The 19,168-nt window shown below is 68.0% G+C and carries 13 protein-coding genes; 8 read left to right on the forward strand and 5 right to left on the reverse strand.

The annotated features are described in order from the left end of the window. A partial coding sequence (locus ACGFI9_RS36020) for a hypothetical protein (RefSeq protein WP_393185368.1) occupies window positions 1-734 on the reverse strand: 734 nt, incomplete at its 3' end. A gap of 571 nt (window positions 735-1,305) precedes the next feature. On the opposite strand from ACGFI9_RS36020, the gene ACGFI9_RS36025 reads away from it, so the two are divergent. Then, entirely contained in the window at window positions 1,306-5,154 is a 3,849-nt protein-coding gene (locus tag ACGFI9_RS36025; protein ID WP_393185370.1) for a helix-turn-helix domain-containing protein, read from the forward strand. Between the two features lie 197 nt (window positions 5,155-5,351). Here ACGFI9_RS36025 and ACGFI9_RS36030 read toward each other — a convergent pair whose 3' ends face one another. Beyond that, on the reverse strand, window positions 5,352-6,092 hold the full coding sequence (locus ACGFI9_RS36030) for a transposase family protein (protein WP_393185371.1): 741 nt from the start codon (window positions 6,090-6,092) through the stop codon (window positions 5,352-5,354). A 424-nt stretch (window positions 6,093-6,516) separates the two neighbouring features. Between ACGFI9_RS36030 and ACGFI9_RS36035 the strand changes: the two genes are divergently transcribed. Beyond that, window positions 6,517-7,134 carry an IS5 family transposase gene (locus ACGFI9_RS36035; protein WP_393185373.1) on the forward strand — a complete coding sequence of 206 codons (618 nt, stop codon included), beginning with the start codon at window positions 6,517-6,519 and terminating at the stop codon, window positions 7,132-7,134. Between the two features lie 288 nt (window positions 7,135-7,422). Here ACGFI9_RS36035 and ACGFI9_RS36040 read toward each other — a convergent pair whose 3' ends face one another. Together ACGFI9_RS36040 and ACGFI9_RS36045 are read right to left on the reverse strand one after the other, a co-directional pair. After that, window positions 7,423-8,784 carry an MFS transporter gene (locus ACGFI9_RS36040; protein WP_393185375.1) on the reverse strand — a complete coding sequence of 454 codons (1,362 nt, stop codon included), beginning with the start codon at window positions 8,782-8,784 and terminating at the stop codon, window positions 7,423-7,425. A 340-nt stretch (window positions 8,785-9,124) separates the two neighbouring features. Next, the gene (locus ACGFI9_RS36045) at window positions 9,125-9,316 is read right to left on the reverse strand and encodes a substrate-binding domain-containing protein (RefSeq protein ID WP_393185442.1); all 192 of its coding nucleotides are present in this window, start codon (window positions 9,314-9,316) and stop codon (window positions 9,125-9,127) included. A 334-nt stretch (window positions 9,317-9,650) separates the two neighbouring features. Between ACGFI9_RS36045 and ACGFI9_RS36050 the strand changes: the two genes are divergently transcribed. The 6 genes from ACGFI9_RS36050 to ACGFI9_RS36075 all read left to right on the forward strand — a co-directional run bounded on the left by ACGFI9_RS36050 (window position 9,651) and on the right by ACGFI9_RS36075 (window position 17,533). Next, window positions 9,651-10,658, forward strand: a complete 1,008-nt coding sequence (locus ACGFI9_RS36050) for a LacI family DNA-binding transcriptional regulator (RefSeq protein WP_393185376.1) — start codon at window positions 9,651-9,653, stop codon at window positions 10,656-10,658. After that, window positions 10,655-11,629, forward strand: coding sequence for an ABC transporter permease (locus ACGFI9_RS36055; RefSeq protein ID WP_393185378.1), 975 nt, complete (start codon window positions 10,655-10,657; stop codon window positions 11,627-11,629). Before ACGFI9_RS36050 ends, ACGFI9_RS36055 begins: the two co-directional genes overlap by 4 nt. Then, a complete protein-coding gene (locus ACGFI9_RS36060; RefSeq protein WP_393185380.1) occupies window positions 11,630-12,574 on the forward strand; it encodes a carbohydrate ABC transporter permease in 945 nt (314 codons plus the stop codon). Window positions 12,575-12,839: 265 nt separating this feature from the next. Then, window positions 12,840-14,423, forward strand: a complete 1,584-nt coding sequence (locus ACGFI9_RS36065; RefSeq protein ID WP_393185382.1) for an ABC transporter substrate-binding protein — start codon at window positions 12,840-12,842, stop codon at window positions 14,421-14,423. Further along, the gene (locus ACGFI9_RS36070) at window positions 14,420-16,444 is read left to right on the forward strand and encodes a GH32 C-terminal domain-containing protein (protein WP_393185384.1); all 2,025 of its coding nucleotides are present in this window, start codon (window positions 14,420-14,422) and stop codon (window positions 16,442-16,444) included. The genes ACGFI9_RS36065 and ACGFI9_RS36070 overlap by 4 nt, the downstream gene beginning before the upstream one ends. A gap of 18 nt (window positions 16,445-16,462) precedes the next feature. Continuing rightward, complete coding sequence (locus ACGFI9_RS36075) at window positions 16,463-17,533, forward strand: glycosyl hydrolase family 32 (RefSeq protein ID WP_393185386.1); 1,071 nt, start codon at window positions 16,463-16,465, stop codon at window positions 17,531-17,533. Window positions 17,534-17,827: 294 nt separating this feature from the next. Here the strand turns inward: ACGFI9_RS36075 and ACGFI9_RS36080 are convergent, their stop codons facing one another. Then, entirely contained in the window at window positions 17,828-19,153 is a 1,326-nt protein-coding gene (locus ACGFI9_RS36080; protein ID WP_393185388.1) for an ROK family protein, read from the reverse strand. Window positions 19,154-19,168 lie beyond the last annotated feature (15 nt).

Consider the following 19,168-nt stretch of genomic DNA (forward strand, 5'->3'; position numbering starts at 1 on the left):
CCCTCGAGGTGGATCGAGCGGGGGATCGTCACCGCGATGGACTGATCGTGGTCGACGGTGGGCGCGGCGAACGGCACGGTCAGTCCTGATTTGAGGGTGATTCTGGCGTTCTGGGGTTTGGTGCCGGTGATCATGTTGAGGGCGACATCGCCGGTGGTGGTGTCGACGGCGGCGGGGTTGATGAAGGTGAAGCCGGAGTAGTCGGCGGTGCTGGGGTAGTCGGGGTCGGAGGCGATGCTCGCGTCGGTTACCGGCTTGCCGTCCAGGTCGCGGACCGAGACGGTCAGCGTGGACATCGGCATGACCACGTCGTAGGTCTGGCTCTGTTCGAAGTCGACCGGGTTCTTGAAGTTGACGCTGCTGTAGACCGTGCCGGGGAAGTGGAAGGCGCTGATGCGGTACTGGCCGGCGAGGAGTTCGACGGAGTAGTGGCCGGTGGTGTCGGCGGTGACGGAGGTGGCCGGGCCGCCGGCAGCCGGGATGAACGTCAGCGACGTACGCGGGTAGTGGTTGTCGTTCCCGTCCCGCACCACCCCCTCCAGGTGAATGACGGTGATCGGCTTGAGGATGATCCGTAGGGAGGCCGTGCTGGTGGCGTCGACGCCGGTGGCCAGATAGCTCCGCAGCCCGGAGTTCGATGGCGGCGTGAATCGCAGGTCGTAGACGCCCGGCGACACGTGGATCTCGAACGTGCCATCCGTGCCCGTGGTCACGCTGGTGCCGGCGTTAACCACCTCGACAGTCACTCCGTTTTGGGGGAAGTCGGCGCCATCGACGACGACCCCGGAGACGACCACGGTGTCGGCAGCCGAAGCAGGAGGGGCGCCAAGTACATCGAACCCACCGAGCAGCGAAACGACAATGGAGACGATGAGGGCCGCGCGTCGGGCGAGAGTTCCTGGGCGGCTGGCCGGTTCATGGGACGTGCGGAGGGACGAGGGTGGTCTGGGCATGAGTCACCTGCTCCTGATCGAACGGCGCGGGACGAACAGCCGGCTGGGAAGCCAGCGGGCCGCGTCCATCGTCGGTCCCGTACGCCCTGCTCAGAACGGCCACGGCAATTCCCCGGACAACCTCGGACACCTACCGTAGGAGGTCCCGGTGTCCAAACGTATAAGGATTGCGGGACGTCAGTAGGTATCGATGATGATGCACTCCTGCTCTGGCTGCTGGGCCACCTTCTGAGGGCAATTCCTCAGTCTTTGCAACCAATATCCGGACAGTTTCTGTGCGGGGTTGCCCACGCGCCGCTCCATAAGATGTAGACGCTTCATTACTGATCGTGCGCGGTGCCGTGGGGGAACCATGCCGGACGTACCAGTTGGCGAGCTGTCCTCGGACATCGACGGGATCAGTACCCGCGCCGAATTCGCGCGGGAGTTGACCCTGCTGCGGGAACGAGCCGGCCTGACCGTTCGCCAGGTGGCCGCCAAGGTCCACGGGGTCGGCGGGCGCAGCACTGTGGGGGACTGGTTCGCGGGCCGTGGTCTGCCGTCGATCTCGTCCCAGGAGCCGCTGAAGCAGTTGTTGTCGGCCTGCGGGGTGGATGACCCGAGTGTGGTCGAGCGGTGGTTGCAGGCGTGGCGGCGGGTGCGCCGACCACCAGGGCGGCGCCCGGGTGGAGCCGAGCCGTACCGAGGGCTGTCAGCCTTCCGGGTCGATGACGCCGACTGGTTCTTCGGACGGCAGGGGCTGACCGAGCAGCTGGTGGCCCGGCTCGGTGACCTGACCGCAACCGACGGGGGCGTGCTGGTGGTCGTCGGCGCGTCCGGCTCGGGCAAATCGTCGCTGCTGCAGGCCGGCATGATCGCGGCGTTGCGAAACGACGCCCTGGAAGGCTCGGCGAGCTGGCCGGTCCTGTTGTTCACTCCCGGGCCGCAGCCGGTGAAGGCGCTCGCGGCCCAACTGGACGGCCTTCACTGGGACAACACCACAACTGGTGCAGGCCGGCTGGTCGTGGTCGTAGACCACTTCGAGGAAACCTTCACCAGCTGCGCCGACCCAGACGAACGACAGCGGTTCATCACAGAGCTGACCGAACTCGCCGCCCAGCCAACCGGAGCGCTCGTAGTGCTCGGCCTCCGCGCGGACTTCTACGCGCACGCGCTGCGCTACCCGGAACTGCTCGCGGCGCTGCAGGAGGGGCAGCTGACGGTCGGTCCAATGACCGAGGCCGAACTGCGCGAAGCGATAATCGAACCGGCCCGCAAGGCCAAGCTCGAGGTAGAAGAAGGCTTGGTGGAGCTGCTACTGCGGGACCTGTCCCCGCGCGGCGACGACCGCACCGGCGGGCAGGCCGCCGGCATGCTGCCGCTACTGTCGCACGCGCTCTACGCCACCTGGGAGCACGGACAGCGGCACCAGTTGACGATCACCTCCTACAGGGAGGTCGGCGGCATCAGCCGGGCCGTCGCGGCCACCGCCGACACCATCTCTGCCCGACTCTCCGCCGACCAGCAGGCCTTGGCCCGACGGCTGTTCCTGCGCCTCGTGCACGTGTCTCCCGACATGGCCGACGCCCGCCGCCGGGTCCGCCTGGCCGAACTGCTCACCGACGGCGAACGGCAGGCCGCGCAGATGGAGGACCTGCTGGACCAGTTCATCGCCGCACGGCTGATCACCGCGGACATCGACACGGTCGAGATCAGTCATGAGGCGCTGTTGACCGCATGGCCGACACTGCGGTCCTGGTTGAACACCAACCGTGCCGGGCTGGTCATCGGCCAAGAACTAGATACCGCGGCCGCCGCATGGCGGCGGGACAACCGCGACCCGGCCGCGCTCTATCGCGGTGCCCGGCTGGCCGCCGCCGAACAGTGGGCCGCCGACCACCGGACCGAACTGAACGCAGTGGGCAGGGAATTCCTCGAGACCAGCGCCCGCCACGAGCGCCGCCGCGGCCGCCGGGCTGTGCAGGTGATCGCCGCGCTCACGGCACTGACCCTGGCGACATGTGTATTCGCCGGTTACGCGTTCCACCAGCGGGCCCTCGCCGACACCCAGCGGCACGAGGCAGTCGAGCAGCGCAACCAGGCCATCTCCCGGCTGGTCGCCGGACGCGCAGATCGGCTCCGCAGCCGCGACGTGTCCCTGGCCGCTCAGCTGAGCCTGGCCGGGTACCGGATCGCCCCCACCGCCGAAGCCCGCTCCAGCCTGCTCAACTCCTACCTACAGCCAACCGTCGCCCGCCTGCACGGCTTCCCCACCGCCGCCCAAGCGGTAGCGTTCAGCCCAGACGGCCACCTGCTGGCCGCAGCCGGCCTCGACCACATCATCCGGCTCTGGGACACCCACAACACCGAACAGCCACGCGAACTGGCCAGCCCACCGCTGACCGGACCAACCCAAGCCCTGTACACCCTGGCCTTCAGCCCCGACGGCACCACTCTCGCCGCAGCCGGCGCCGACCGCGCCGTCTACCTCTGGAACGTGACCGACCCCAACCGGCCACAGCCGGTAGGCGCCCCGCTGACCGGGCCCTCGTCCACCATCTACTCCCTGGCGTTCCGCCCCGACGGACGAGTCCTAGCCGCCGGCAGCGACGACAAGACGATCCGGCGGTGGGACCTGTCCGCGCCGGGCGCTCCACACCCGCTCCCGCCCCTGACCGGCCCAACCGCAGCCGTGCAGGCCGTCGCGTACAGCCCTGACGGGCACCTACTGGCCGCCGGCAGCGCCGACGCCTCGGTCCGCCTCTGGAACACCACCAACCAGAACCGCCCCACGGCTGTCGGGCCACCGCTGACCGGCCACACCACCAAGGTTCTCACCGTGGCATTCAGCCCAGACGGCAAGACCCTGGCCAGCGGCAGTGCCGACCAGACCGTACGCCGCTGGGACCTGACCAACCCCGCCCGGCCCACCCCGCGCGGCCCGGCCCTCACCGGCCCGACAAGCTGGATCAACGCCCTGCAATACAGCCCGGACGGGCGCACCCTCGCCGCCGGCACCTCCGACAACACCGTCACCACCTGGGACAGCGCCACCGGCCGGCTGACCAGCACCCTCCCGCATCCCACACCCGTGACCGGCATCGCCTTCGCACCGGACCGGCGCACCCTCGCCAGTAGCAGCAACGACGGCCAGATCCGGCTGTGGACCGTCCCCGCACCGCAGCTGACCGGCGCCACCGACGCCCTGTTCAGCATGTCCTTCAGCCCGGACGGGCGCACCCTGGCCGGGGCCAGCCGCGACGCCTCCGTCCGCCTGTGGGACCTCACTGACCCGCGCCACGGCAGACTCCTAAGCACCATCACCAGTCCGCCTGGCAAGCCGCCCTTCGCCGCCACCGCCGCGTTCAGCCCCGACGGCCGAACCCTTGCGATCGGCACCCGCACCGGCACCGTCCAGCTCTGGGACACGACCGATCCCGCCCTGCCCAACCCGCTCCCAGCGATCCTGACCGGCCCGACCGCACTGGTCGAAACCCTCGCGTTCAGCCCCGACGGACACACCCTCGCCGCCGGCGGCGACGACACCAACATTCACCTGTGGGATCTCACCCAACCGGCCGCTCCCACCCACCTGGCCACCATCACCAACACCGGCGGCTTGGTCTTCGCCGCCACGTTCAGCCCCGACGGCACCACCCTCGCCGCAGCCCTATCCGACAACACCGCACGCCTGTGGAACCTCACCGACCCGGCACGACCCACCACCCTGGGCCCACCCCTGTCCGGCTTCAGCGGCTACGTCTACGGCATCGCCTTCCACCCAGAAGGCAAGATCCTCGCCGTTGGCAGCGCCGACAAAACCACCCGACTGTGGGACCTGACCGCTCCCGGGCGTCCCGTCCCACTCGGGCCCCCACTAACCGGCCCCACCGGCAGCGTCTACTGGGTCACCTTCAGCCCTGACGGCCAAACCCTGGCCGCCGCCTCCCTCGACGGCGCCATCACCGCCTGGAACACCCACGACCCCCGTCGCCCGCAGATCACCGCCACCCTGACCAACTCCACCAACCCCCTCTACACCACCCTGTTCAGCCCCGACGGGCACACCCTCGCGGGCGCAAGCGCCGACAGCACGATCCGGCTGTGGGACCCCGACCCAGAGCGTGTCGCCGCCTGGATCTGCGCCAGCAGCGGGGAGTCCATTAGCCGCGATGAATGGAGCCAGCACATCCCGGACATCGCCTACCACCCGCCCTGCTGATAGGTCGGAAGCCTGGTGGTGGCCAGCTGTGATTCCCCGCGTACGGCCGCCTTCGCTCGTCACCGATGTGATCGAAAACCGGAGGCCCTGAGCCCTGCACGGCATCGGCAGCGGTACGCACATGCCGAGCCCCCGCAATGGTCTTACGATCTCGTGCGCAATTGCGTAGAGCCGTGAGCTGCGGTGATTCGCTTCAGCTACCAGGTGATCATGCGATCGGAGACCAAGCCGGCGACGGCGTCGATGGTCTCGGGCAGCAGTTCGCGGCGGCCGGTGAAGCGTTGGAGTTGTCGCCACCATTTCAGTTCGGCGATGGCATGTTCGACCGGGATACGTTGTGACGATTGGTGTTTCCGTTCGGCTTCCCATTGGGCCTGCCGGACTGGTGGTGCGCCAGGGCGTAGCTTCAGCGGCGGAGCGGTGATCTGGCCGGGATGGTCTTTGGCCAGGCCCTGGTAGCCGGCGTCGACCAGCACCTTCACCTGCGGGTAGGCGTCCAGCAAGGCCTCGATGCCCTCAACCCGGGCGGCCGTGGTGTCGTGCATCCGGCCCGGCCGGTGCCCACCGCACCACAGCGTCGCCCCGTACTCGTCGGCCACCACGGTGGCCTTGATCGTGTTCTGCTTCGCCTTGCCGGACACGAACGCCTTGCGGCCGGGCCGGCCGACGCGTGGTCGGCGGACCCGGATCTCGGTGGCGTCCAGCCGCAGTGTCACACCCTCCGCGGCGGCGTAGGCGAACACGTCCGCGAGGGTGTGCAGCCGGATCCCGCTCGGGCGGGCGAACCCGCGACGGGCCAGCAAGGGCCGTACCTGCCCGATCGCCCGGGTCACGGTCGAGCGGTCCACCCCGAACGCCACCGCCAGGGCCTCGTGCGGCACCCCCAGACGCAGATGAGCGAGGGTAGCGACAAGCCGATCGGTGAACCGCAGCGTCAAACGCCGGCCGGCTCCAGCCGCCCGCTGCCGGTGGCCACCCCGACGGGCATACAGCCGGCCCTCTCGCCCGGCCAGCCACACCACACGCAGCTCGGTACGTAGCAGGTGCAGATGACGACGGGAGATCCCGGTGAACGCGGGATGACTGAACACACGACGAGCCCACCGGACCGACACCCGGAGATCATCACCTACGCCGGACGGACCCCACCGACCGTCCTATTGCGCACGAGATCGTTAGTGAGCGTCCGGGAACTCGGCAGGGCGCATGGTCACAAGGCGATGAAGCACGGCGTGTAGTGGATCGATATGAAGCGAGCTCCTGGTAGATCGGCGGTTGTCTAGGCCAGCCGTTCACCAGGAGCTCGTTGTGTCATTGTCGCCTGCGTGTGTCTGCTCGTCATGCCCAGCCCACCCGGCCGGCGTGTCAGTACCGCCAACCTGCGGGTTCTACCCGTCCTCCTCGCTGACCGACGCCCAGTGGGCGATCATCGAGCCGTTGCTGCCCGCGCCAGGCAACACCGCCGGGCGGGGCGGGCGGCCGGAGAAGCATCCCCGTCGCCTGGTCCTGGATGCGATCTTCTATCTGGTGCGGGGCGGGATCGCGTGGCGGCAACTGCCGGTCGGGTTTCCGCCACCGACCACCGTCCACGACCGGTTCCGCGCCTGGGCCAAGTCCGGTGTGTGGCGGGCCGTCCATGACGCGCTACGCGATCTGGTCCGCGTGTATGAGGGCCGCGACCCGCAGCCGACCGCCGCGATCATCGACTCCCAGTCGGTGCGCGGCGCGGACACGGTGCCCCGCACCAGCCGCGGCTACGACGCGGGCAAGAAGATCAACGGAACGAAACGGCACCTCGCCGTGGACACCGGCGGCCTGCTGCTGGCCGTGATCGTCACGATGGCCGGACTGCAAGACCGCGACGCCGCCCACCGACTACTGGCCGGACTCCGCGAACGCTTCACCACCATCGCCCTGGTCTGGGCCGATGCCGGATACGCCGGACGCATGCTCGCCTGGGCCGCAACGTCCTGCACCTGACTGTCCAGATCGTCAAACGCACCGAGCCGGGCTTCGTCGTCCTGCCCCGCCGGTGGGTGGTAGAGAGAACGTTCGCCTGGATCAGCAAGCATCGACGCTGCGTACGCGACTATGAGACCAAGCCCGGCCACCACGAGGCCATGATCTACATCGCCATGATCATGACAATGTCACGCCGACTCGCCCGCACCGGCAACTGGTAACCAAAGTTCCCGGACGCTCACTTACAGAGGCGAACGATGGACGCCGATTCGCTGCCCTGGGCACCGGAAACTGACCGGGCGTGACCTAGCGGATCAGACCACCGGTGGACTCGGGCAGCGGCTCGTCGGTGTTGATGAGCGAAGGCGGCCCGGCCGCGACGGCCTCCTCGGGTTCGCGGCTGGAGGCACGGGCGTCGGCTAACACCTCGGCAGGTACGTGCTGCTCCAGGAATCGCCGCGCCAGCCGGGTCGACGGGTGCACGCCGATAGTGGCCGCCACGATGATGCCGGCGATCACCAGCCAGCCGACGGCGCCCCAGTTCATCGCGAGGAAGGTGTACACCGCCGGCGCCCACACCCGGCCCAGGGTGCTGCTCAGCTCGGCGGCGCCCTGGTAGGCGCCGCGTTGACGCGGGTCCATCAGCTCGGCCTCGAAGGACCAGCTGGCGGCCGAGAGATAGAGCTCAGCCCCGGTCACGGTGACGTGACCCAGCCAGACCAGCGCGATCGTGACCCAGCCGACGGTGTCGTGGGTCGCCAGCGTGATCAGACAGGAGAGCACGAAGAAGGTGGACGACACCCGAACCGCCTTCAGCGCGGTCGGCACGTCCTCGACTCCGCGGGCCGCCACCATCGGCAGGAAGATGCACATCACCGTGTTGGTTCCGAACAGAAAGGCCAGCAGCACCCGCGGGGCGTCGGTCTGCTCCACCAGCCACAGCGGAATCACGATGTTGAGCAGCACCTGATTGGTCCAGAAGACGCCGCTGAAAAACGTCGTGAGGAGCCAGCCGGGGTTTCGCAGCGGTCCGGGCCCGGCGATCTTCGCCTTGCGGTCCTGTGGGGTGCGGTCGTCGTGCGAGGCCCGCGGCAGCCGGCTGATTGCGGCGGCGTTCACCAAGAAGACCACCGCGGTGAACCAGGGCAGCGCGTGGAGGACGTCGTTGGAGTGGAACGCCAGCGCGATGCCACCGATCAGGGAGCCGAGGGTGAAGCCGACGTTGAGTGCGGAGTACATGTAGGCCCGTGACTTCACCCGCTCGTCCGGCGGCAGTACGTCGATCGTGTACGCGCCGTGCGCCGCGTTGCCGAGGGCGCCGATGACCTCCATGCCGACGGCCATGGCGACGTAGCCCTTGAAATCGGTGATGAGCGGCCACACCGCGAACATCGCCGCCTGCCCGGTGGCGCTGACGGCCCACATCTTCTTTGGCCCGAACCGGTCTACCAGCTTGCCCATCGGCAGTGCGGCCAGGAAGGCGGCGATGCCGGCGCAGGTCAGGCCGAGACCAACCTGGGCGGCGGACAGTCCGACGATCTTGGTGAAGAACACCGCCGATCCGGTCATGAAGGTGCCCTCACCGAGGGCGAAGAGGAGTGACTGGGCAGCGAGCTGGCCGGCGAGAGGCGACGGGGGGCGCGCTCGGCGGAGGACGGCGGCGAACATCACCGGGGATTCTCCGGAATCTCCCGGCCATTGTCGTGCGATTTTCCGACGCGGCGGTGGCGCTACAGCATCCCGGCGGCTATGACCGGCGTGGCACCTACGCCGCTACCTCGATCAGCCGCCGTCGCCTCGGCGAGCCGGTTGGCCAATGCCGGGGAGCGGGTTCGTGGGTTGTCAGCTGTTGAGGCTGGCGCTGATCGCCTGGAGCGCCTGGTCCCGTGCGGCGAGGACGTGTGCCTAGGCGATCTGGCCGCGTGCTTCGGGTCGTCGCCGGTCACCGCTTCGAGGATCGCGCGGTGTTCGGCCAGTGCTGCCTCCCGTTGCTGTTGGGTGCTGTTGGTCAGGTGGCGACGTCGAGCCGCCGGAAGATCAGCGAAGCCGCAACGCAGCCCATCTCGGCCGGGTCCTGCGCAATCACCGTGACCGCCGGCTGCAGGAGGTCGGCGAGGGGGAAGTCGTCGAAGCCGACGAGGGCGACCTCGTTCTGGCGGTCGAACTGCTGCAAGGCCCGGACCGCCCCGATCGTGATCAGGTTCTGCGAGGTGAAGAGCGCGGCCGGCGGGAGGAGGCGGAGAGCAACCGGCGCACGGCCTCCGCGGACTCCTGGTCGGTGTGCAGGTCATGGACGACGGGAACGGCCGAGGGTCGGATGCCGTGATCGCTGACCAGGCTTCCAGTTGGTGAACGCGTGGTCGCATGCCTCGCAGCGTTCGGGCCGTTCCTCGGAAATTCGGGCGTTGACTCGCCGCTAGCCCGGGTGTAACTTCGCCGCAACATCTAGTGGTACGTATGACTACGGTCACCCACGAGCGGACAAGGAGCTCGCGATGCCCCGACGAGGCTCATCCGACCGGTCAGGTCCGACGATGCACGATGTCGCGCGTCTGGCGGGCGTGAGCCAGTCAACGGTGAGTCTCGTCCTCAATGGCGTGCAAGGTAAGCGCATCTCTGAGGAGACCCGGGCTCGAGTCCTGAGGTCCGTCGCAGAGCTTGGCTACCGCGTCAACTCGGCGGCGAAGTCGCTGCGTGAAGGACACTCCAGGCTGATCGGCTTCGTTGGCGACATGGTAGCCAGCACGCCGTTCGCAGGGGAGATCATCGAGAGCGCGCAGGATCGCGCCTGGGCTGATGGCTACCTGATGCTGATCGTGAACACCGGGGGAGATCGCGCGCTGGAGGAGCGGGCGATCGACTCACTGCTGTCTCGTCAGGTCGACGGCATCGTCTACGCCGCGATGTATCACCGGCGTTTGAAGGTGCCGCCCGCGTTGCGGGAGGTACCGACCGTCGTGCTCAACGCGGAGACTGACGACGAGTCGTTGCCGGCGGTAATACCTGACGAGTACGGCGGTGGCCGGACTGCTGCCCAGCACCTGATCGACCAGGGTCACGAGCGTATCGGGTTCATCAACATCAACACCCTCGCGTCGAAGCTTCCTGCCGCAGTCGACCGCGAACGTGGTTTCGTCGATGCGGTCGAGGCGGCCGGGCTCCGCCTGGACCGGACGCTGATCAGGCACGGGGACGGCGACGCCGAGGCCGGCTACCGTCATGCCTGTCGGCTGCTGTCGCGCAAGCGTCGCCCGACGGCGATCTTCTGCGGCAATGACCGGACCGCGTGGGGTGCCTACCAGGCTGCTGCGGAACTCGGGCTGCGCGTACCGCGTGACCTGTCGATCATAGGTTTTGACAACCAGACGCTGATCGCCGCCCATCTGCGACCGGGGCTCACCACGATGGCGTTGCCGTTCGCGGAGATGGGTCGTCGCGGGGTCGCGAGTCTGCTGTCGGGCAGCAGCGCGTCCCCCATCGATGCGGTGAACTGCCCGCTGGTCGAACGTTCCTCGGTTGCTGCGCCGGGGGTGGACGCATGACCCAGGTCTTCCTCACCAGCCGCGGCGCGGCCGGCGGGCGCACTGGTGTCGGCGGTCGTCGCCGATCGCTTGGAACGCTGCGCCGGATGGCCCGTCTGTGGCAGCTCTACCTGCTGGTGTTGCCCGCGCTGGTCTATCTGGTGCTGTTCAAGTTCTGGCCGATGTACGGCGTCCAGATCGCCTTCCGGAACTACAACCCGATCGACGGTTTCACCGGGAGTCCGTTCGTGGGTTGGCAACACTTCGAGCGGTTCTTCGATTCACCACAGTTCGCACGGGTGCTGAGCAACACACTTGTCTTGGCCGTCGTCAACCTGCTCATCGCGTTTCCCATTCCGGTTGTGCTGGCGTTGATGGTGCACAACGTGCGCGGCGGGCGCCTGCGGGCGTTCGTAAGAGGCGTCCTCTACTCGCCGACCTTCATCTCGACCGTCGTGGTCGTGGGGATGATGTACGTCCTGTTGTCACCCCGCTCTGGCCTGGTCAACCACGTGATCACACTCTTCGGTGGCGAACCGATCCTCTTCATGGGATCGCCGGAGTGGTTCCGGCCGCTCTTCGTGTCGTCAACGGTGTGGCAGGAGTCCGGCTTCCAGATGGTGATCTATCTGGCGGCGCTGGCGGGGATTGACCCGGCACTGCACGACGCGGCCCGGGTGGACGGCGCCAGTACCTGGCAGCGGATCCGTAACGTCGACCTCGCCGGCATCATGCCGACCGTGGTCGTCCTGTTCATCCTCGCGGTCGGCAACCTGATGAACATCAGCTACGAGAAGGCACTGCTGATGCAGACGCCGCTGAACCGGGAAACCTCACAGGTGATCCAGACCTACGTGTACCAAGCCGGTCTTCAGCAGGCGCAGATCAGCTACAGCGCGGCGATCGGTCTGTTCAACTCCGTCGTGAACCTGGCGCTGTTGCTGACCTTCTACGCCGTCGTTCGTCGGGTCCGTACACGGCTGGAGCTTTAGGTGGACAACATCATCCTGGATGTCACGGCCCGCCGGGCGGCCCGGGTGCACCGTGTCCGCTCGCGCGCGTTCGGGGACCGGGCATACACGGTCGTCGTCGCGCTGCTGCTCGGAACCGCGGTGCTGGCCATTCTCTACCCGCTGTACTTCATCGTGATCGCCTCGCTCAGTGAACCGGACGCGGTGAACGATGGCCAGGTCTGGGTACTTCCACACGGGGTGACGTTGGACGGCTACCGTCGGCTGTTCGCCGACCCACGGGTCTGGCAGGGCGTCACCAACTCCCTGCTCTACACGACGTTGGCCACCGGGGTGAGTCTCGTACTGATCCTGTCGGCCGGTTACGCGCTGTCTCGCAAAGACCTGCCCTGGCGCAACGTCATCACCGGGCTGTTCCTCGTCACGTTCTTCTTCGACGGCGGAATCATCCCGCGTTACCTGGTGGTGAAGGAGCTCGGGATGTTGAACAGCGTCTGGGCGATGGTCCTGCCGAATGCGATCGCGGTCTGGAACCTCCTGATCGCCCGCACGTACTTCGCGTCGTCCGTGCCCGACGAGGTGCGCGAGGCGGCACAGGTGGACGGCGCCAGTGAGTTGCGCATCTTCCTCCAGGTCGTGCTGCCGCTGGCCAAGCCGCTGATCGCGGTGCTGGTGCTGATCCACATGGTGTGGAACTGGAACGCGTACTTCGACGCACTGGTCTACCTGACCGACGAGTCGAAATACCCGCTCCAGTTGGTGCTCCGCAACATTCTCATCCAGTCCGAGGCGTCCGGGGCCGGAAGCCTGAGCAGTGACCTGGCCTCGTACAGCGAGCAACAGCGGGTGGGCGAGTTGGTCAAGTACGCCATGATCGTCGTGTCGACCCTGCCGCTGTTGATCGTTTCCCCCTTCGCCCAGAGATACCTGAGCCGCGGTGAAGTCACCGGGGCAGTCAAAGGCTGACGACCGTGAACCACCATGGTCAGGGCCACCACGGCCGGTCATACGTATGAACTCTGTCCGTCCGACCTCCTTTCGGCGTCAGCCCGGGTTCGGCTAACCACAGCCGCGACTTGCCGCCGAGCGGGACCGCTCGCGCGACCGGCACACCATCCGCTCGTCATCGACGGCCGGCAGGCGACGACGAGTCAACGAAACGGGCGGATCAGTACCCAACGCAAAGGACAGAACCAACCACCGACCACCACCGAACGCAAAGGACAGACGAATGAAGAAAGCGCTGTGCGTCGCAGCTGTGCTCGCACTGGGCCTGCTGACGGCATGCACCGACGACCAGAAGTCCGGTGACGACCAGGCGGTCGGCTTCCATGCATCCGGTCTGCCGATCGTCGACAAGACGATCACGCTGCGGTTCTCTGGAGAGAAGGCGCCGCTCGCGCCGGACTTCAACACCATGACGCTGGTCAAGCAGTGGCAGAAGGACACCAATATCGCGATCGCGTGGGAGAACCTGCCCAAGAACGTCTACCAGGAGAAGAAGAACCTGCTGCTGGCCAGCGGCGATCTGCCGGACGCCTTCTACAACACGGGATTCACCGACCAGGAAATCGCGGTGAACGCCGCCAATGGCACGCTCATTCCGCTCGAGGACCTGATCGACAAGTACGCGCCCAACCTGAAGAAGGTCTTCGAGAAGCGCCCGGAGATCAAGGCAGCGGTGACCGCCTCGGACGGTCACATCTACACCCTCCCGTCGTCCGAGGAACTCGGCTTGGGGGCGGTGCCTTTCTTCTGGTCGATCAACAAGACCTGGCTGGCGAAACTCGGACTGCCGATGCCGAAGACGGTCGATGAGTACTATCGCGTCCTGCAGGCGTTCAAGACCAAGGACCCCAACGGCAACGGCAAGGCTGACGAGATCCCGCTCAGCTTCATCGGCGGCTGGTGGTGTGCCGACGTGGGTGACCTGTTCGCCGCTTTCACCGGCATGCCGGACAACCCCGACCACCGTATCGTCCGCGACAACAAGGTGATCTACACCGCCGCGCAGCAGGAGTACCGGGACGCAATCGCGACGCTGCACAAGTGGTACGCCGAGGGGCTGATCGACCGCGAGGCCTTCACCCAGACGGACAAGCAGTACCTCGCCAAGGGCAAGAGCAAGGAGGCGGTCCTCGGGTCGTACGTCTGGTGGGAGACGGAGGAGGTCGTCGGCACCGACCGCGCGGGCGAATACGAACTGATGCCCCCACTCGAGGGCCCTGCCGGTCGACTCGTCGGGCGTGCCAACGGCGTGGACTACACCCGCGACGCGTTCGCAATCACCCGGGTCAACAAGTACCCGGCCGCGACGATGCGCTGGGTGGACCGGATGTACGACCCGGTCATGTCGGCCCAGGTGGCGTGGGGTCCGATCGGGGAAGGCCTGCAGAAGGATGCCTCGGGGCTCCTGGTCAGCGTTCCTGACAAGCCAGGCGAGGCTGCCGGTGAGCGCCTCCAGCGGATCGCGCCCAGAGGCCCGCGGGTCGTGCTGAAGGAGGACTTCAAGACGGTGGTGGCCCCCGAACCGAGAGCGGCCCAGCGGCAGAAGGACCTGGAGAGCATCTACCTGCCGTACGCGGAGAAGCAGTCATACCCGTTGGTGTTCTTCACCCAGGAGGAACTGCAACGGCTCAACGAGATCAACGCCGAGCTGAAGTCCCTGGTGGACGAGAAGAGGGCGGCCTGGATCGTGCGTGGCGGCGTCGAGCGGGAGTGGGACGCGTACGTGCAACGGCTCAAGGGCGTTGGACTCGACGAGTACGTGAGCATCTACCAGCAGGCGTATGACCGCTACCGGGCAGCCAAGTGATCGAGCCAACCTGGATGGCCGCGCCGGTCCTGGTCGAGGTGGTGTTCGCTCCCCTGTCGCTCACCTCGCTGACCGGCCGGCCGTCCGGCCTGGTCAGCTGGGGTGACGGCAGGGGTGGACACCTGACCCTCGGATACGACCGGCGCGGCAGGCCCAGCGTGGAACTGGCCGCAGCAGGCCAGGAGCGTGCTCTGGTGGCCGACGAGCCGCTGACCCTCGCGCACTGGACGCGCATCGCCCTGCTGGCGACGGGGTCGCAGATCATGCTCTACGTCGACGGCCGGTGCGTCGCGAGCGCGCCCTGGCAGGGGGCGCTGCCCGTGCCCGTCAACGGCGAGTGGTTCATCGGCTGCCGCGCGGACTCACCGCGGCAGGACGGTGCGCCGGTCGACGAGACAGCCTGTGGCCTGGTACGCGACGTACGAGTAGTGACCTCGGTGGACACCGACGAGGCGGTGCGGCAGATCGAGGCGGCCGGTGGGTACGCGGGGGAGGACCTGGATGTGGTGGCCGTCCTGCGGTCAGCGCGTCGGCCCGATCCGAACCGGCCGACCTACCACTTCATGCCGCCCGCCCACTGGATGAACGAGCCACACGGACCGATCCAGATCGATGGTGTGCACCACCTGTTCTACCAGGCGAACCGGCGGGGTGCGTTCTGGGGAGCGATCGAATGGGGTCACGCCACCAGTCCAGACCTGGTGCACTGGACGCATCTGCCGCCGGCGCTCACGCCCGACCAGGTGACGGTGGCGCCCGACGGGGTGTGGAGCGGCAACAGCCTGCTGGACGAGTCGGGACAGCCGCTGTTGTTCATCACCGCCGGTGACCTCAGCCGTACGCCCAATCAGGCGGTCGCCGTGGCACGGCCGGCCGCGGCCGGAGCCGGCCCGATCCGGTGGATCGCCGACAACACGACAATTGTCGAGATGCCGAGCGAGATCGACGAGTGGAAGCTGGTGCCCGGGCAGTTCCGTGATCCCTTCGCGTGGCGTGAACAGGGCTCGTGGTTTCTGCTGGTCGGGGCGGGCGTCGTCGAACGTGGCGGGACCGCGGTGCTCTACCGGTCCCCGGACGGAGTCGAGTGGGACCTGGTCGGGCCGCTGCTCATCGGTGACCAGCTCGCCCACCCCGAGACCGGCGAGATGTGGGAGCTGCCGGTGCTGCTCCCAATCCGCAACGGCCACGGCGACCACCGGCACGTCCTGCTCGTCTGCCCCTGGTGGGAGGAACGGCCCGCAGGACGGGTTGTCGAGGTCGTCTACTGGATCGGGCGATGGGAACCGCAGGCCGCGACGTTCACGCCGGACCATCCCGAGCCGCGCCGGCTGGACTACGGCCGGCACTTCACGGGGCCGAGCGGAAACGTACTCGACGACGGGCGGACAATCCTCTGGTCGATCGCCCAGGACGGCCGACCGCCAGAGGCACAGCGCCGTGCGGCGTGGGCCCACAACGCCGGTCTGCCCCTCGAGCTGACCCTGGCCGCCTCCGGCGACCTGGCCATCCGTCCCGTGCGCGAACTGGCGTCGCTGCGTGCGGAGCTGCTCGCGGAGTCGCTCGACGCCGAACCCAGGGCCGCGGTGCCCGTGCTCACCGGGATGGCTTTGGAACTCGAGCTGCACGCGCGGGTACCGCTCGACGATGAGCCGCTGAAAGTGATGCTTCTCGACACCGCCGGCCAGATCCGTGCGGCGATCGATGTCGACTGTGCCCGCCAGACACTCAGCGTGTCACGGCCAGATGCGGCGGCGTACGACGTCTGGCACCCGGGCACCCGAGACAGCGGCCCGGTGGAGCTGCCCGACGGGGAGGTACGGCTGCGCCTCTTCGTCGACCATTCAATGGTGGAGGCCTACCTCAACGAGTCTCGCAGCATCACCACCCGGATCGACGTCACCACCGGTCCGTCCAGGCTCGCCCTGACCGGCGGCAGCCGTACTCGCATCACCTCCTGCCGGGTCTGGCGACTGGCGCCAGCCGACACGTCTTCCGAAGCCACCACCCCCACCGAACGCTGACCCACGGAGGAATCAGCTGTGCTACTCCTCGAGGACCACTGGACCTGGGACTTCTGGTTCACCACCCACGGTCGGGACATTCATCTGTTCTTTCTGAAGGCGCCACGGGACCTCGGCGATCCCGACCTGCGGCATCAGAACGCGCGGATAGGCCACGCCGTTTCCCAGGATCTGCGAACCTGGACGGTGCTGCCCGACGCGTTGGCACCGGGCGCCGCCGGCGCCTGGGATGACATGGCGACGTGGACCGGCAGCGTACTGAAGGTCGACGGCGGGTGGTCGATGTTTTACACCGGCATCTCCCGCAGCGACAACGGGCTGCGACAGCGGATCGGGCGAGCCGACAGCGCCGATCTGATCACCTGGACCAAGGACGAGCACTTCGTCCTGGAGGCGGATCCGGCACACTTCGAGCAGCTCGACACCACGGTGTGGCCGGACTTGTGCTGGCGCGACCCGTGTGTGTTCGCCGACCCCGACAACGGCGGCTATGCGATGCTCGTGACCGCCCGCGTACCCCACGGTCCGGTCGACGGACGTGGCGTGGTCGGCTTGCTCCGCTCCGACGACCTGCGGAACTGGACAGTCATCGGACCGGTCACCGAGCCGGGTGACTTCGGGCACCTTGAGGTGCCGCAGGTGGTCGCGATCGGCGGGCGCCACTACCTGGTGTTCTGCGCGTACGCGTTCGCCAACAGCGCGGCGCGGGCGGCGCGGGTCGGCCGGTCGACCGGAACGCACTACTACGTCGGAGACAGCGCGACGGGCCCGTTCAAGCCGTGGACCGATGAGCTCTTCGCCGCCGACGAGGCAGGGTCGATGTACGCCGGGAAGATCGTGCGCGATCCGGCGACGCAGGACTGGGCATTCATGGGCTTCCTGCAGCACGACGTGGATGGAACGTTCATCGGTGCACTGAGCGATCCGGTGCCGATCGACGTCCGGCCCGACGGTGGTCTGTCACTGAGGCAACCCGTCTCCGCGCAGGTGGGGCCGCGAACCGAGGCAAGGCGCCCGGTACACGGCCGAGGGCCGCTGGGCGGGTCCGTTCCACGAGAGATGTCTGACGGACGGCCGGGACGGGAGTGACGGCGGGAATGGCGCTACTCACGAGGCAGCCCCGACCATCGGCGAGCAAGCGTCTCCGGTTTCCTGTGTGATCCCCTGTGAGCCGGGCATGCTGCCTGTGGCACACCCTCGGGGAGACAGAGCCCTGGCTAGCGATGCCCGCGCATCGACGGAGGATGCCGCCGTGGCCGCTCGAACTGATGCGGGTGGATGGAGGGGTAGGGTCGCAAGACGGGCAGGGACCCCAAGCGTGCCGGTCGTGGCGGGAACACCCGGCGCGAGGTGCCGCCGGTCGACCGCCGTCGGGTTGCCGTTCTACGACCTGGCGGCGCCGACGGCCTCCTGGATGACCAGGCAGGCGGCGCCGCGGGCCCACATGTCGTCATCGGCTGTGTCGATCACAAGTTCGCAGTCCTCTGCCGCGGTGGAGAAGGCATGGGCGGCCAGAGAGGCGGTGCAGGCAGGGCCGAACAGGTCGAATGCGTGCGCGCCCTCGCCGGTGAGAACAATTTTCTCGGGGTTGAGCAGGTTGCACACTGCGGCCAGCCCGCGCCCGAGGGCGTCGCCCATGCGCTGGAACGCGGCCACGGCGGCGGGGTGGCCGTCGCGGGCCATCTGGTAGGCCTCGTCGATCCTGGCCGGGGGCGGCGCGGTGGTGTTGGCGGCGATGTCGCGCAGCACGGCGTCGTCGGAGGCGAGGGCTTCCAGGCAGCCGTTGTTGCCGCAGCTACAGGGCGGGCCGTCAACCTGCAGAGGAAGGTGCCCGAGCTCGCCGGCCAGCCCCGTCTTGCCGACATAGAGCTGTCCGCCGAGCAGCAGCCCGCCGCCGATGCCGGGGCCGACGGTCACGACCACGAATGACTTGGCCGTTCGGCCGGCGCCGAACCACTGCTCGGCGATGACCAGGGCGTCGACATCGTTGCTGACGACCGTCGCTAGCCCACTGGCCTGCGTCAGCTGCGCGGCGACGTCCACGTCATCCCAGCCCATGACGCCGGAGTGCACGACGCGACCCCGCCGGCCGTCGACGTGCCCTCCCACGCCCACGCCGACGCCCAGAACGCGCCCGGCCGCGCGTGGCTGGGCCTGCACGAGCTCGCCGATCACGGCGCGGGCGGCGTTGAGGGTCGCGCGGGGGCGGTGTTTGGCGTCGAGGGGACGGCGGGCCCGGGCGAGAACGGCCGCCCCGAGGTCGGTGAGCACTCCCGTGACGTGCCGGGGGGCGATCTTGACGCCGATGACGAGGTGGCGTTCGCGGGCCACCTGGACGAGCCGCTGCGGCCTGCCCACCCCGGAACTCTTCTCGCCGGCCTCGATCAGGTAGCCCATGGAGATGAGCGGGTTGACGGCCTTGGTGACGGTGGACTGGGACACCCCCAGCCGGCGGGCCAGATCCGTCCGGGACACCGGACCCGCGCTGAGAACCTCGGCGAACACCATGGCCCGAGTGCCATCGGCGGCGGGGATGCTGCTGGAGGGCATCGGCGCCTGGCGCAGGAGGTCGATGCTGATGCGACCGGCGCCGTTCACGCTGCCACCTCCCGCCGATGCCTTCATGCCTGCGTTTCCCTCCGGAGGATACGGGTTGGGCTGCGGGGTTCGATGGCCGTCGGCGTTGTCGTCGCCGACGCTGCCCATCATTTCTAGATCATTTTA

Origin of the sequence: Micromonospora sp. NPDC048930 (assembly GCF_043197935.1) — a bacterium.
Classification (GTDB): domain Bacteria; phylum Actinomycetota; class Actinomycetes; order Mycobacteriales; family Micromonosporaceae; genus Micromonospora.